Annotated in this window: 16 protein-coding genes; 11 read left to right on the forward strand and 5 right to left on the reverse strand. The window is 71.0% G+C overall.

Features of this window, described 5'->3' with window-relative positions:
- Positions 1–301: 301 nt before the first annotated feature.
- The 3 genes from A3IG_RS34585 to A3IG_RS0116620 all read left to right on the forward strand — a co-directional run bounded on the left by A3IG_RS34585 (position 302) and on the right by A3IG_RS0116620 (position 2,107).
- Entirely contained in the window at positions 302–439 is a 138-nt protein-coding gene (locus tag A3IG_RS34585) for a hypothetical protein (RefSeq protein WP_169366225.1), read from the forward strand.
- A complete protein-coding gene (locus A3IG_RS0116615; protein ID WP_018384708.1) occupies positions 436–1,614 on the forward strand; it encodes a methyltransferase domain-containing protein in 1,179 nt (392 codons plus the stop codon). The genes A3IG_RS34585 and A3IG_RS0116615 overlap by 4 nt, the downstream gene beginning before the upstream one ends.
- Before the next feature lie 85 nt (positions 1,615–1,699).
- On the forward strand, positions 1,700–2,107 hold the full coding sequence (locus A3IG_RS0116620) for a VOC family protein (protein ID WP_026220339.1): 408 nt from the start codon (positions 1,700–1,702) through the stop codon (positions 2,105–2,107).
- 156 nt (positions 2,108–2,263) lie between these two features.
- On the opposite strand, the gene A3IG_RS0116625 is transcribed toward A3IG_RS0116620, so the two are convergent.
- The 5 genes from A3IG_RS0116625 to A3IG_RS0116645 form a co-directional block, all read right to left on the reverse strand.
- On the reverse strand, positions 2,264–3,907 hold the full coding sequence (locus A3IG_RS0116625; RefSeq protein WP_051087530.1) for a hypothetical protein: 1,644 nt from the start codon (positions 3,905–3,907) through the stop codon (positions 2,264–2,266).
- Between the two features lie 466 nt (positions 3,908–4,373).
- Positions 4,374–5,180: an ABC transporter permease gene (locus A3IG_RS0116630; protein WP_018384711.1), complete on the reverse strand. Its 807-nt coding sequence runs from the start codon at positions 5,178–5,180 to the stop codon at positions 4,374–4,376.
- Positions 5,167–6,201: an ABC transporter substrate-binding protein gene (locus tag A3IG_RS0116635; RefSeq protein WP_018384712.1), complete on the reverse strand. Its 1,035-nt coding sequence runs from the start codon at positions 6,199–6,201 to the stop codon at positions 5,167–5,169. The genes A3IG_RS0116630 and A3IG_RS0116635 overlap by 14 nt, the downstream gene beginning before the upstream one ends.
- Positions 6,202–6,218: 17 nt before the next feature.
- Positions 6,219–7,058 (reverse strand): ABC transporter permease, encoded by an 840-nt coding sequence (locus A3IG_RS0116640; RefSeq protein ID WP_018384713.1) that lies wholly within the window; start codon positions 7,056–7,058, stop codon positions 6,219–6,221.
- Positions 7,055–7,792: an ABC transporter ATP-binding protein gene (locus A3IG_RS0116645; protein ID WP_018384714.1), complete on the reverse strand. Its 738-nt coding sequence runs from the start codon at positions 7,790–7,792 to the stop codon at positions 7,055–7,057. Before A3IG_RS0116645 ends, A3IG_RS0116640 begins: the two co-directional genes overlap by 4 nt.
- 377 nt (positions 7,793–8,169) lie before the next feature.
- On the opposite strand from A3IG_RS0116645, the gene A3IG_RS30030 reads away from it, so the two are divergent.
- From A3IG_RS30030 to A3IG_RS30050, 8 genes are all read left to right on the forward strand, one after another.
- Entirely contained in the window at positions 8,170–8,979 is an 810-nt protein-coding gene (locus A3IG_RS30030) for a nucleoside phosphorylase (RefSeq protein WP_018384715.1), read from the forward strand.
- The gene (locus A3IG_RS30035) at positions 8,976–10,130 is read left to right on the forward strand and encodes a dihydroorotate dehydrogenase (protein ID WP_018384716.1); all 1,155 of its coding nucleotides are present in this window, start codon (positions 8,976–8,978) and stop codon (positions 10,128–10,130) included. The genes A3IG_RS30030 and A3IG_RS30035 overlap by 4 nt, the downstream gene beginning before the upstream one ends.
- A gap of 6 nt (positions 10,131–10,136) precedes the next feature.
- On the forward strand, positions 10,137–10,982 hold the full coding sequence (locus A3IG_RS30040; RefSeq protein WP_078500584.1) for an IclR family transcriptional regulator: 846 nt from the start codon (positions 10,137–10,139) through the stop codon (positions 10,980–10,982).
- A gap of 3 nt (positions 10,983–10,985) precedes the next feature.
- The gene (locus A3IG_RS30045) at positions 10,986–11,552 is read left to right on the forward strand and encodes a hypothetical protein (RefSeq protein WP_018384718.1); all 567 of its coding nucleotides are present in this window, start codon (positions 10,986–10,988) and stop codon (positions 11,550–11,552) included.
- 9 nt (positions 11,553–11,561) lie between these two features.
- Positions 11,562–12,071 (forward strand): hypothetical protein, encoded by a 510-nt coding sequence (locus A3IG_RS34290; RefSeq protein ID WP_018384719.1) that lies wholly within the window; start codon positions 11,562–11,564, stop codon positions 12,069–12,071.
- Positions 12,061–13,416, forward strand: coding sequence for a Zn-dependent hydrolase (locus A3IG_RS0116675; RefSeq protein WP_018384720.1), 1,356 nt, complete (start codon positions 12,061–12,063; stop codon positions 13,414–13,416). The genes A3IG_RS34290 and A3IG_RS0116675 overlap by 11 nt, the downstream gene beginning before the upstream one ends.
- A complete protein-coding gene (locus A3IG_RS0116680) occupies positions 13,413–14,273 on the forward strand; it encodes an iron-sulfur cluster-binding protein (RefSeq protein ID WP_018384721.1) in 861 nt (286 codons plus the stop codon). Before A3IG_RS0116675 ends, A3IG_RS0116680 begins: the two co-directional genes overlap by 4 nt.
- A partial coding sequence (locus tag A3IG_RS30050) for an amidohydrolase family protein (protein WP_211219468.1) occupies positions 14,266–14,749 on the forward strand: 484 nt, incomplete at its 3' end. The genes A3IG_RS0116680 and A3IG_RS30050, both read left to right, overlap by 8 nt.

Genomic DNA, 14,749 nt, shown 5'->3' on the forward strand with positions numbered 1-14,749 from the left:
ACCAAGCGTTTCTTCCGGGCGGCCCTGTGGTTCCGGCGCGGCGCGGCCAGTGCCTGTGGGCCGACTCCACACCGACGGACGGCACACACGTCCTGCCAAGTCCGGGGCCGGTACACACGTGCCTGATCACTGCGGCCATGGACTCGTTCGGGTGATCGGGCTGCAATCGCTTGTGATCACACGGATGTTGGGAGGCAGGGATTCCCAGGGTCGTCACGGCGACAGGTCCGGCCAGTGCCACCGACGGACGGCACCACCAGACCGGTGAGGCCACACCAACCGGAACGAAGGAGAACACAGGATGACATTCCCCATTGCCCCGTACGCCCAGCGAGGCGACGGAGACGACGACCACCCCGGCCAGCCGTGGCAGCCTCCGCAGGACCCGCCGAGCCCTGACGGTTCCAGCCCGGAGGGCGACGGGAAGCACCGCAAGTGACGCCCGACGTCCTGCGTACGGACCGCCCCAGCCGCAACGAGCTGGGGCGGGTACTCATGGAGTCCGGTGCGCTGTCGTCGGACTGGGTTCCGACCTTCACATCCGTGGACCGGGCCGCGTTCCTCCCGGACGTGATGTGGCCCTATGACCTGGCGACCCGCACGAGTTCCGCTGTGGACAAGCGGGAGGACCCGGACGCCTGGTACGAGGCGGCGGACAGCAACGTCCCCATCGTGACCCGGTGGGACGACGGAACCCAACCGGGGCCCGGTCCCGGCAGGTTGTCCACCAGTTCGTCCTCCATGCCCTCCGTGGTTTACGACCTGCTCCAGGACCTGGCGGTGGAGGTTGGCATGCGCGTACTGGACGTGGGCACGGGCACCGGCGAGACGGCCGGTGCCCTGACCCACCGCCTTGGACCCGACAGTGTGACGACCATGGACATTGACGGATTCGTGTCCCGGATGGCCCAGGAGCGGCTGTCCCGGCACGGCTGGCACCCGGAGGTGGTCGTGGGCGACGGGTTCGAGGGGCATCCCGACACCGCACCGTACGACCGCATCCTGGCCACGGTGGGTGTCCGCGAAGTCCCCGATACCTGGATCAGGCAGACCCGGCCCGGGGGGATCATCCTCGCCCCGTTCGGCACCCACTACGGAAACGCCGACGCCGTGGTGCGCCTGAAGGTGGCGGACGGGACGGCAAGCGGGCACTTCACCCAGCGTGTGGAGTTCATGAAACTGCGTACGCGGAGGAACTCCGAGGTCACTCCCGACGACTACCTGTCCGCGTGGCCGCTGAAGGACGCCGAGGTGTCCAACACTTACCTGAGTGAAGGGGAGTTCCTTCGCGGGCAGTGGTCCGACCTGCCGTTCGTGCTGGGTCTGCGGGTGCCTCACTGTCGCCAGGCGGTGGCGGAGAAACGCGACGACGCACGGCCGGTGTGGTTCCACAGCCTGTCGGACCTGTCCTGGGCATGTGTGATGTTCCGCGATGGCGAGCGGGAGGCGAAGGTCTGGCAGGCGGGCTCGCGTCGCCTGTGGGACGAGGTGTCCAACGCCTACCTCTGGTGGCGGGACCAGGGGTGCCCGGACGTGGCCCGGTTCGGGCTGACGGTCAGCCCACACGGGCATCGCGCGTGGCTGGACGACCCGGGGGATTCCTGGCCGATCTGACCGCCTCAGGACGTCCGCCCGCACCGCCACCCCGGCCCAGGTGGGGCGGCGTCCCGGTGTCAGCACACGAGGTGGAGGAGGGACCGTGCCCGCCAGTGGTCACAGTCATGTGCGGATCGCCCGGCCCTCGGGCGACCTGGCGGCGGCGGAACGCCTCTGGTGCGGGGGGCTCGGGTTGGGTGTGGTGTGGCGCAGCGGCCCCGGGCGGAGACACGAGGAACACGAGTTGCTGGTGGTGGGGTGGCCGGCCGCGGCGTGGCACCTGGAGCTGGTCCGTTCCGCGGACCGGCCGGCCGCGCCGCGGCCCACCGAGGAGGACCTGCTGGTGGTGTACCTCGAGGAGGACGTCCCCGAGGAGTTGGTGGCCCGGCTGGTGGAGCACGGCGGTCGTCGGGTCACGTCACCGAACCCGTACTGGAACCGGTGGGGCGTCACCGTGGAAGACCCGGACGGGTACCGGCTGGTGCTGTGTTCCCGGGCGTGGCGGCCCTGAGGGCCCTGCCTGGCCGTGGCGGCGGGTGCGGGCCCCGTCACGCGTCACGCGCGTCGGGCCCGGAGCGGACAACCGCACCCGAGCCAGACCGCGGGACCAGGTGGTGGCGTTGCCGACCGAGGTGTGCCGAGCGGCCCACCGGTGCCGGTGGGCGGGTCAACTGGTCCGGCGCAGGGTCACCCTGCCCGCCTTCTTGGTGTAGAGGGCCCCTCCGGCGCTCATCGAGACCAGCATGGTGTAGCGGCCGGCCGGCACCTCGGAGACATCCACTCCCTCGCCCTTCGGGCTGGTGTAGTACCCGAAGTCGTAGTTGCCGACGTCGTCAGGGCTCTTGCGTGCGCGCACCGGCTTGGCGTTCCTCCGCGCCACCAGGGGGAAGGAGTAGGTGCCCGCCTTCCCCTGGAGGACGAGGTAGTAGGAGGCGTGCGCGAACTTGTCGGCGTTCCGGCCCGGCAGGAAGAACACGCCCTCCGCGTGCGCGACCCGCTCGCGTACCCACGAGTCCTCGACGGTGAAGCGGATGGTGTCCGAGTCCTCCCCCACGACGCTCCGCTTGATGACCCTGAGTCCGCCGCGGCCTCCCCTGACCATGATCTCCGCGTCCTGGGACACGAAGCGGGTGTCCACGACGACCTGCGAGATCAACCGGGTCCTCCGCTCGATGCCCTCGCGTTCACTCGAGAGCCAGACGGAAACGTCGTAGCTCCCGAGCGGGAGCGCGTCGAAGGAGATGCTGTCGCTTCCGGAGCTGAACCCGCCTTCGGCGTACTCACAGAAGTACTTCTCGTAGTAGTCCCGGTACAGCCGCAGGACCTTGACCGTCTCCAGGGGGAAGACCCAGGTCCTGCCGTTCTGCTCCAGCACGAGTCGCTTCCGCTCCTCCACCTCGCCCTCGGGGGGGACCCCGGGGAGGAAGGCGTGGCCGCTCAGGTGGACCTTGCGGTCATTCACGGTGATCTTCTTGAGGATGGCCAGGGCGGTGTCCCGACGCCGCAGCTCGGCCAGGTACTCGGCCGCCTTGGCCGGGTCGTCGGGGCCAGGTCCGACGCGGTGCTGACCCCAGTGCAGGACGACGCCCTCGGTCAGGGCGTGGATGATGCTCCAGAGCACCGGCAGGGCGTGCCTGGTCACTTCCTCGTGCCGGCGCAGGGTGGGGGACTCGACGAGGACGAGGTTGAAGTTCTCGTACTTCCGCAGCGCCGGCAGGTAGTGCTTGACCTCCTGCTCGTACTGGTAGTCCGCCTCGCAGGAAACGAGGTAGATGTTCCGGTCGAAGTCCTTCTCCGCCTGTAGGACGTCGGGTATGACGGAGTCCATGATCTTCACGTTCTCCATCGGCTCACCCTCGCCGAGGACGTACCTTCCGAGGTCGCCGTGTCCGTGGGAGTAACTGCCCAGGAAATACTGCGGCGTGGACATCACGATGTTCTTGTAGTCGTACTTGAGCCCGTAGTAGAGGGCGGCGCTTCCCCCCTTCGAAGAACCGGCCAGCGTCACCTGGTCCCGGGTCACGCCGAGCCGCTCCATGAAGCTCCTGATCAGCGCCTCGACGGACTCGGAAACGCTGAAGTCCATGTTGCGCGCCACATAGTAGGAGGCGGCTCCGTCGAAGTAGTCACGAATACGCAGGACGTTGCACTGTATCCCGTCCAGTGCGTTCCCGAACCCCCACCTGCTCCCCACCGATGAGAACACCACGAGAAGGTTCTTGTGGTCCCCCTTGGCCGCACGGAACTGGTAGTGCACGGGCCATTTTCCATGCACCTCCACGTCCTCCGCATAGCCACGGGAAAGGGCCATCTGCGCCGCGTAGTTCGGGGATAGTTCGGGGGTGACGCCTACCATGGGTGACCTACCAACCCTTCGAGATCTTCGAGGAAGCCCTTCTGCGCCTTTTCACCGTTCTCCTCGCGATCCTTGGTGGGAGGCCCCCCGGCGAGCGCGCTCCTTTCGAAGCGCCCGAGCACGAGTGGCGCACCCTCTGCGGACCAACACCGAAGACGACCCGACGGATGGCGGGGACCAGTCCGGGCTCTGCCGCGATTCGAACAATGCTCGAGGGAGTATAGGTGCTGCCGTACGACGCCCCGTCGTCGGCGCCCGCCACGGACCATAGGGTGCCCTGATCTGGTGCACAAGGGTTCGAACGGGGCCGGCTAGGGTCCGGTTGAACGGGGTGACGCGGTTGGCCGGGGCGAGAACGCGCCCACAATACGCGTCGGGCCCGGAGCGGACAACCGCACCCAGGCCCGACCGCCCCGTCGCCTCACTCCTCGCCGAAGCGGGTGCGGATGATCCGTTCCAGGAGGTTGACCAACGCGTACAGGGCCAGCGCCAGCAGGCACAGCAACAGCAGGGAGACGATGACGAGCTGGATGTCGTCGTTCTCCTGGGCCTGCCGCTCGAGGTAGCCCAGGCCGGACTGGGCGCCGATGAACTCCCCGATGACCGCCGCGGTGACCGCCGCCAGGGTGCCCAGGCGCAGCCCGGCGGCGATGGCCGGCAGGCTGTACGGCAGGTCGATCTTGATGGCTCGGGCCACCGGGCCGAGCTTGAGGATGCGGGACAGGTCGTCGACGCCCTTGGGGATGCTGCGCAGCCGCATCACCGTGTTGACCAGCACCGGGTAGAACGACACCAGGGTGACCAGCGCGATCTTCGAGCCGACGCCGAGGCCCAGCCAGAGCACGATCAGCGGCGCGATGGAGATCTTCGGCGTCACCTGGGCGACCACGATGAGCGGCATCAGCAGCCGCTCGACCAGACGGACCCGGACGAAGAGGGCCGCCAGGACGACGCCGATCACGCTGCCGAGGAGGACTCCCTGGGTGACCTCGGCGAGGGTCTGCTGGATGTGCGGGGTCAGCACGCCGTCCCGCCCGAGTTCCCAGCCGCGGTCGGCGACCTGCCCTGGACTGGGCAGCTTGTAGTCGGGCACGTCGAAGAGCGTGACCACGAGCTGCCAGAGCAGGACGCCGGCGGCCAGGGAGGCGGTGCCGACCGCCAGCGGTCTGGCCCGTCGGGCCAGACCGCTGGGGACGGCCCGGGGTGCCGTGGTGCTACCCCAGCTCATCGGGCGCCACCACGAGGTCGTCGGCCTTGAACGAGCTGTCGATCAGGCCGTAACTCTGCTGGGCGTCGATCGCCTTCTGCCAACGGGCGGTGTCGGGGTAGCCCAGGCCCTTCTCCTCGGTGGTCGCCGACTGCCACAGGTTCTTGGTGAAGACGTCCTCGATGATGGTGGTGATGTCCGCCTCCTGGCCCTTGAAGGTGGGGGCGTACTTCTTCACCGACATGTCCACCGCGGCCCGGGGGTTCTTGATGGTGTAGTCGATGCCCTCACCGAAGGCCTTGTTGAAGGCCTTGACCGTGTCGGGGTCCTTCTCCACCGTCTTGGGGCTGGTGATGACCACGTTGCCGAACGACGGCAGGTACTTGTCGCTGAGGATCTGCTGCACGTCCACCCCGGCGGACTTCAGCGCGTAGTACCGCAGCCGGGAGAAGACGATCGCGTCCACCTGGCCGTTCTTCAGCGCGTCCACGATGACGCCGCTGCCCAGCGGCTTCACCTTGACGTCGCTGATGTCCATGCCGGCGCTCTTGAGCATCGCCTGGAGCTGGATGTAGTTGGGGCTGCCCAGGTCGGTGACGGCGACCGTCTTGCCCTTCAGGTCCTCCACCGAGCCGATGCCGGAGCTGGTCTGCGAGAGCAGCGCGCCGATCCCCTGCTGGTAGGTGGTGTGGACGACGTTGGTCTTGATGCCCTTGCCGTAGGCGGTGATCACCGAGTCGCCGTTGGGGAAGCCGAAGTTGACGTTGCCGGCGGCGACGTTCTTGACGATGTCGGAGCCCTGGGCGTAGGTGAAGTTGACGTCCAGGCCGTTCTTCTTGAAGTACCCCTGCTCCTTGGCCGCGTACAGCGGGGCGTAGTAGGGGACGGCCGCACCGTCGATCTGGATGGTGACCTTCTTGGTGCCGTCGGCGTTGCTGCCCGAGGACGAGCCCCCGGAGGAGCCCGGGCTGCACGCCGCGGCGGCGGTCGCCGCGAGGACGAGGACGCCCGCGACGGCACCGCGGCGTTTGATGTTCTTCATGACTCTCCTTGGGAGGTTCAGCGGTTCCAGCGCAGCAGGCGGCGCTCCGCGAGCGAGACCAGGCCGAATCCGGCGAGGCCGACCAGAACCGTGATCACCACCGCGGCGATGAGCAGCGGGGTGTCGTTACTGGTGTTGCCCAGGACCATCAGGTAGCCCAGGCCCTTCTGTGCGGAGAGGTACTCCGCGAGGAACGCGCCGGTCATCGAGTCGATGACGGCGACCTTGGCCCCGGCCAGCAGTGCGGGGACGGCGGCGGGGAGCTGGATGGTGCGCAGGTACTGCCACCGGGAGAGGTGGAGCAGTCTGCCGAGGGTGGCGACGTCCGCCGGGACGTCACGCAGCCCCAGCAGCATCGCTGTCATCATCGGGAAGAAGGCCAGGAGCAGGATCAGCACGAGCTGCGAGGTCTGGCTGAGCCCGAACCAGAGCACCAGCAGTGGGGCGACGGCGATCTTCGGGGCGGCCTGGAGCAGCACGATGTACGGTGCGAGGAGTTCGCGGGCCCATCGGGAGGACCACAGCAGCCAGCCGAGCAGGGTGCCGATCAGTGTGCCGCCCACGAAGCCCAGCGCGATGTTCCGTGCGGTGAAGCCGAGGTTGGGCCACAGTTGGCCGTTGCCTATCAGGTCCCGGGCGGCGTCCCAGACCTCCCCCGGCGGCGGCAGCAGGTAGACCGGGACGTCCGCGACGCGCACGTAGACGCTCCAGCCGGCGATGACCACGGCGAGGTAGGCGGCGGCGGCCAGCACTCCGAGGGTGATGCGGACGGCGGCCGGTCTCGGCCTTCCGGTCGGGCGCGGACGGGGTGGGGCGGGGACGGGCTCGCGGAGGGCGGTGCTGGTGTCGCCGCTCATTGGAGTTCCTGCCGGAGCATGCCGGAGAACTCGGCGAACTGGGGCAGCCGACGGGCCTCCGGGGTGCGGTCGCGGTCGAGCGGCACCTGGTGGACCGCCTTGATCCGGCCCGGCCGCGCGCTCATCACCGCGACCCGGTCGGCGAGGTAGGTGGCCTCCTCGACGCTGTGCGTGACCAGGACGATCGTCTTGTGGGTCTGCTCCCAGATCCGCAGCAGGTCGTCGTGGAGCCGGTCGCGGGTGATCGCGTCGAGCGCGCCGAACGGCTCGTCCATCAGCAGGATCTGCGGGTCGTAGGCGAGGGCCCGGGCGATGGCGGCGCGCTGGCGCATGCCGCCGGAGAGCTCCTTGGGGAACGAGCGGGCGAACTCGGTGAGGCCGACCAGCTCCAGGAGGTTCCGTACCCGTGCCTTGCCCTCGGCGGAGCGGTCCCGCTGGGCCTCGAGGCCCATGGACACGTTCCGTTCCACGGTGCGCCACGGCAGCAGGGCCGGCTCCTGGAAGACGAACCCGATGTCCTTGCCCGGGCGGGGGGCACGGGTCCAGGACAGCTCGCCGTCGTAGTCGTTGTCGAGGCCGGCGATCATCCGCAGCAGGGTGGACTTGCCGCAGCCGGACGGGCCGATCAGCGCGACGATCTCTCCCTGGGCCACGTCGAGGTCCACGTCGGACAGCGCCAGGACGGGCTGCCGGTTGGCGGCCGTGTACGTCTTGCTGACCCCTCGGGCGGACACCAGCGTGTTCGTGCGCGCGCTCCCGCCGTCCACCCCGACGGCGGCGGGCGATGGGCGGCTGCCGCCGCCGTTCCGGCTCCCCTGATGGTCTTGCACGAGGCTCCCTGTGATCCGGTCAGCGCGGTGGCTCGATGAGCGGCCGGCGCCACTGACTCTTCCATGAATGGAAGAAAAACTTCCATGGATGCGTGTTCGAGGATGAACCGCAGACCCCACTTCGTCAACCCCCTCTGAGATGTTACATCTCGGACATAACGCGGTCCATAACGCCCAAATCACCGTTCGAGAGCTAGGATTCAGGGGTTGTTGACGCTCCACCGACCGCAATGCATACTGCCAGATCTGGAAAACATGCATCCATAAATGGAGGTTCGTTGATGGCCCGCAGCGCCCAGGATCCATGGCGGAACGGAGCCGCCCCGCACCTTCCCGCGCGCCTGGGCCACTTCCCCGGGGTCTGTCTGCTGCCGGGCGACCCGGCGCGGGTGGACCTGGCCGCCACGGTGCTGTCGGACTTCTCCGTCCTCGGGCAGCGCCGCGAGTTCCGCATCGGGACCGGCCAGGTGGCCGGCGTCCCCGTCGCCGTGTGCTCCACGGGCATCGGGGGACCCTCCACGGAGATCGCCGTCGTCGAACTGGCCCGGCTCGGCGTGCACACGGTGCTCCGGGTCGGGGGCATGGGAGCGCTGCGGGACTGGGTCCGCCCCGGTTCGGTGTGCGCGGTCACCCACGCGGTGCCGCGTACCGGAGCAGCGGCCGTCTACGCGCGGGACTCCGAGCCCCGCACCGCCGACCCCGAGGTGCTCGACGTGCTGCGCGCCGAGGCGACCGCCCTGGGCACGGAGCTCGCCCGGATCACGGTCGCCTCCAGCGACACCTACTACCTCGGCCAGGGCCGGCCGCTGCCCGGCCTCGAGGCCGCCTCCGCCGCGCACCTGGCCGCGCTGCGCGGACTGGACGTGGACGGGATCGACATGGAGACCGAGACGGTGTTCTCGGTGGCCCGGGCGCTGGGCCTGCGGGCCGGTGCGCTGTTGGTCGCGCACGCCAACCGGGCCACCGACGCCTGGCTCGAGGACTACGAGCCGGCCCAGCTCGCCATGCTGCGGCTGGCCGCGCGCAGCGCCCACCGCCTCGGGCAGCCCGCCCAGGTTCCCCCGGCGCGTCGGGACGGTGCCCCGGCATGAGCGGCCGCACCGGATCGACCTCCCCCACACTGACTGCCGGGCCCCGCCACGGCGCGGGGCACGTCGGGGGGCACCTCACCGGCCCGGCACCCGCTGCCGGCGTCGGCCCGCCGGCCCGCCCCACCCCGGAGGACGCCAGGGCCCGGTTCTTCGCCCCCGACCCCGCGCGGGTGACCGCCGACCTCTCGGTGCGGCTCGGCTCCCTGCTCCTGGACAGCCCCGTGATGCCGGCCTCCGGTTGCTTCGGCCCCGAGCTCGAGGGCCTGTTGCCCATGGACCGGCTCGGCGCGGTCGTCACCAAGACCGTCTTCTCCGCCCAACGCGGGGGCAACGCGGCGCACCGGCTCAGCGAGACCGGAATGGGCATGATCAACAGCGTGGGCATCCCCAGCCCGGGCGTCCCGGGGTTCCTGCGGGACGTCCTGCCCCGTTACCACGCCACCGGCCGCCCGGTCGTGGTCAGCGTGGGAGGACTGCGGCCCGAGGAGTACGCCGAGGTGGCCGAGGAACTCGGCGACGCCGAGTACGCCGCCCTGGAGATCAACGTCTCGTGTCCCAACCTGGAGCACGGGGGCACCGAGATCGGGGCCGACCCGGAGGCGGTGGCCCGGATCACCCGCGAGGTGCGGCACCGTGCCGGCGGCCGTCCGGTCTGGGTCAAGCTGGCCCCCATGGTGGCGTCGGTCACCGAGGTGGCGCGGGCCGCGCACCGGGCCGGGGCCGAGGCCCTGGTCGTCGCCAACTCCTACCCCGGGATGGTGGTCGATCCCGGCACCGGGCGGCCCGTGCTCGGCAACACCGTGGGCGGGGTGTCGGGACCCGCCGTCAAGCCCCTGTCCCTGCGGTTGGCCTGGCTGGTGGCGCAGGCGGTCCCCGTCCCGGTCATCGGGTGCGGTGGGGTCTCCACCGCCCAGGACGCCCTGGACTACCTGCGGGTCGGTGCCGCCGCCGTCCAGGTGGGCACCGCGACCTTCGCCCGTCCCCAGGCCATGGCGGAGATCGTCCGGGAACTCGACGACCGCTGCGCGGGGGCCGGCGTGGCTAAGCTGCCTGAGCTGGTCCGCCCGGGGGGCGATCACGAGGACGCGACCACGCCGACACGGCACCCCGGACGGTCCGCCGACGACCGACCGTCCCGGGGAAACGGATAGCTGACCATGCAAGTTGTCACGCGCGCGCTTCGAGTGATCAGGGCCCTGGCCATGAACCGCCAGGGAATGAGCCTGCAACAACTCCACGAGGAACTGGACACCCCGATCAGCAGCATGCACCGGGTGCTGTCCACCCTCGTCGAGGAGCGCTACGTCACCAGGTCGCCACTGAACCGGCGCTACTTCCTCGGCCCGGCCTCGACCGAACTCTTCGGCTCCTTCACCGGTGAGCACGGGACGCTGGTGACGCCGCCCGGGCCGCTGGTCGAGGCCGCCCGGGAGAGCGGCGAGACGGTGTTCCTCACCAACCTCATGGGCACCCGGCTGGTGTGCGTCTCGCTGGTGGAGGCCCGCCACCCGCTGCGGCTGTACGTGCGGGCCGGTCAGGAGATGCCGCCGCACGCCGCGGCCTCGGCCCGCAGCGTGCTGGCGTACCTGCCGCCCGCCCAGGTCAGGCTGATCCTGGGCGAGGCGCAGCTCACCGCGTACACCCCGGACACCCCCCGCACGGTGAGCGAGGTCGAGGAGCACCTGACCCGGGTCCGGGACCAGGGCTACGACGTGTGCGCCAACGAACTCGACGACGACGTCTGGGCGGTCTCCGCGCCGGTGTTCACCTCCACCGCGCAGTCCGTCTCCAGCGTCACCCTGGCCGCCGCCGGCAACCGGATGCGCGACCCGATCCAGCGCACCCGCGCCACCGAGGTCGTGCTGCGCGCGGCGCGGCTGATGTCCCAGGAGATGGGTTACACCGGGGACTTCGGCACCCGGCCCACCCCGACAGGAAGCACAGCGGCCCCGGCCGGCGAGGCCGCGGGCAAGGCACTGATCAACCCTCCGAGAAAGGGATAGCAGATGGCGGAACCGTCCTTCCCGGTCGACGACGTCAGGTCCCGGCGGCACGCCGAGCTCCTCGCCGACATAGCGGCCAGCGCGATCCCGCACCGCGGACACCTCACGGACCTGCTGGAGTTCGCGGAGATGCGCGCCCTGCAACGCCCGTCGGTGCTGCGCCGGGTCGCCGCGGACCTGGGCGCGGCGGTTCCGCCCGACACCACCCGGCTGGTGGCAGCGGGCTGGCCCGCGGCCGTGCTGGCCACCGCGATCTCCCTGCACACCGGTCTCCCGTTGACCGTGGTGACCCCCGACGACGCGTCGGCGACCGGCGCGCCTTCGGCCGCCGCGGTCGCCCTGGTGGTGCCCTCGACCGCCGCCGACGCGGAGGTCCAGGCCCACGTCGAGGCGCTGGCCCAGGCCGGAGCCCGGGTGAACGCCGTCCTTTCGGTGCTGGCGGACGGGCCCGGGTCGACCGGCGCCCCCTCCGGCACCCCGGTGTCCGCGGGTGCGGACGCCTCCGCACGCCCCCGCCCAGTCCGTGTGTCGGTCCTGGGTCTTGAGGAACTCCACAGCGCACGCCCGTAGGAGGACGTTATGACCCGCCCACCCAGCCCGCAGGACGTGCTGGCCGCCGTCCGCGACCTCACCCAACTCCGTGACGGCGCCGTGGACATCGACCACAGCCGCTCCGCCGCGGCCATGGAGACCGTCGGCCGGGCGATGGCCGACGCCCTGCGTCCCCACCGACCCGAGACCGTACTGACCTGGGACGACAGCGACAACGCGGTGCTGGGGCACGTCCTCGCCCGCGAGTCGGGCGTCCCCGCGGTCCCGTTCCGCCTCCAGGACGGCGTCATCGACGTGGACGTCGAGCTGGTCCGGGGACGGCAGGTGGCGCTGGCCGTGCTGCACGGCGTGCCGGCGTTCCTGCTGCGGCAGGTGCGGTCCTACCTCGACGCCCACCAGGCGACCCTGGAGGCGGTCGCCGAGGCGGTGGGCCCGCGGCCCTCCGGGGAGACCGCGGTGCCGCACCACCTGGTGCTGGTGGACCAGCACACCCTGACCCCCGCAGCCCGGGACACCGGTACCGACCATGCGCACTGAGCACGACGAGCGGCGCCCCACCGCCGCCCCCACCGTCCCCGCCCAGCGGGTCCGGGACCTCGCCGACCAGGTGGACGCCCGGAGGCTGGCCGGGCTGATCGAGGAGTTCGCCTCGCTCAGCGAGGGAGACGGGGCCGGGGTCACCCGGCTCGGCTACACCCCGATGGAACGCCGGGCGCACGAGCGGTTCGCCGCCCACATGCGCGACCTGGGCCTGACCACCTGGACCGACGCGGCGGGCAACACCCACGCGCTGCGCCCGGGTCGCCTCAGCGAGCGGCGCGGCGCCCTGGGCACCGGCTCGCACCTGGACAGCGTCCCCGAGGCCGGACGGTTCGACGGGATCGCCGGCGTGGTGGCCGCGATGGAGGTGGCCCGGGTCCTGGCCGACAACGACGCCGCGCACGACCACCCGCTGCGGTTCGTGGCCTTCGCCGCCGAGGAGGGCGCCAGGTTCGGCCAGGCGTGCACCGGCAGCCGGATCGCGGCCGGACTGACCCGCGCCACCGACCTCGACGGGTTCCGGGACGCCGCGGGCACCACCCTCGCGGACGCTATGCGCCAGGTCGGTCTGGCCCCCGAGGGGGTGGACGCCGCACGGTGGGACCCGGCGGAGTGGAACGCGTTCGTCGAGCTCCACATCGAACAGGGCAACGTGCTGGAGAGCCTGGGCCTGCCCGTGGGCATCGTTGACGAGATCTCCGGGAGCAGCCGGCTGCGGCTCAGCCTCACCGGTCGGGCCTCGCACACCGGGGGCACCCCGATGCGCGACCGCGCCGACGCCCTGACCGCGGCGGCCGAGTGCGTGCTGCTCGCGGAGGAACTGGCCACCGACTCGCGGCACCACGGCACCCGCATCACCGTCGGCAAGCTCGAGGTCCGGCCCGGCTCCATCACCACCATCCCGGGACAGGTCGAGATGGCGGTGGACATCAGGGACGTGGACAGCGACCGGCAGCGCCACACGGCGGCGGAGTTCGTCGCCCGGTCCCGCGAGGTGTGCGAGCGCCGCGGGATCGCCCTGCGGGCCCAGGACCTCGCCGACGCCTCCCCGGTGATCCTCCCGGTGTGGCTGGCCGACACGGTCGCCGAGGCCTGCACCGCGCTGGACGTCAGGTATCACGTCATGACCAGCGGTGCCAGCCACGACAGCCAGATGATCAACCACGTGGTGCCCACGGGCATGATCTTCGTGCCCAGCAAGGACGGGCTCAGCCACACCCCGGCCGAGCAGACCGCCCCGGAGGAACTCGCCGCGGGCACCCGGGTGCTCCTGGCCACCCTGCTCCGGCTGGACGGTCTCCTCGCGGAGCCGGCGAACACCACGAAGGAGCGGGCCGCATGAGCGTGCCGAACGGTTGGACGCTGGCACCGGTAGGCGGGCCGCGCCCCGGCAGCCCCACCTGGGACCGGGCCGAGGTGGTGGAGAACGCCCCGGTCGGTGACCGCCACTACCGGATGCGGCTCGCCGCACCCACCATCACCGCGTCGGCCCGGCCGGGTCAGTTCGTCATGGTGTCGGTGCCCGAGGAGACCTCGGTCCGTGCGGTGCTGCCGCGCCCCATGGCGATCCACCGCAGGCACCCGACCGACGGCCAGGTGGAGATCGTGTACGGGGTGCGCGGGGTCGGCACCCAGGCGTTGAGCCAGGTGCCGGTCGGCGGTGCCCTGCAGGTCGTCGGCCCACTCGGCCGGGGCTTCGACCTGGCGCCGGAGACCCGGCGGCTGCTGCTCGTCGGCCGGGGCATCGGGGTGTGCTCGCTGATGACCTGCGCGGAGGACGCGGTTGCCGCCGGTGTGGAGGTGACCGCCGTGGTCAGCGCCCGTACCCGGGACGCGCTCGTGGGCGCCTCGGACTACCGGGAGCTGGGGATATCCCGGCTGATCGAGGTCACCGACGAGGAGGGGGACAGCGACCCCCACACGGTGGGTGCGCTGCTGCGGGACGCGCTGGACGAGGCCCCCGCGCAGCAGGTCCTGACGTGCGGCTCGGAACGTCTCACCGCGCTGTGCGCGCGGCTCGCCGACCGGTGGGCGGCGACCCTGCAGGTGTCCCTGGAGGCGCACATGGCCTGCGGTCTCGGCTACTGCCACGGGTGCGCGACGGCGGCGACGACCGCAGCCAGCGAGTCCGCGCTGATCTGCGCCGACGGGCCGGTGTTCGCGGTGCGCCGGGAGGGGCGGGTGTCGGCACGTGGCTGAGCGCGGGTTCCTGATTCGTGGTGCGCGGGTGTTGGGGGGTGCGCCGCGGGATGTTCTGGTGGTGGGTGGTGTGGTGGCTGAGGTGGGTGTGGGTGTGTCGGCTGGTGGTTCGGGTGGTGGTGGTGTGCGGGTGGTGGATGCGGAGGGGTTGGTGTTGTTGCCGGGGTTGGTGGATTTGCATACGCATCTTCGGGAGCCGGGTCGGGAGGATGCGGAGACGGTGGCGACGGGGACGCGTGCGGCGGCGCGGGGTGGGTTTACGGCGGTGCATGCGATGGCGAATACGTTTCCGGTGGCGGATACGGCGGGTGTGGTGGAGCAGGTGTGGCGGTTGGGGCGGGAGTNGGGGTATTGCGATGTGCAGCCGGTGGGTGCGGTGACGGTGGGGTTGGAGGGGCGGCAGTTGGCGGAGTTGGGGGCGATGGCGGAGTCGGCTGCTGGGGTGCGGGTGTTTTCTGATGATGGTCGGTGTGTGG

The organism is Wenjunlia vitaminophila DSM 41686 (assembly GCF_000380165.1).
Classification (GTDB): domain Bacteria; phylum Actinomycetota; class Actinomycetes; order Streptomycetales; family Streptomycetaceae; genus Wenjunlia; species Wenjunlia vitaminophila.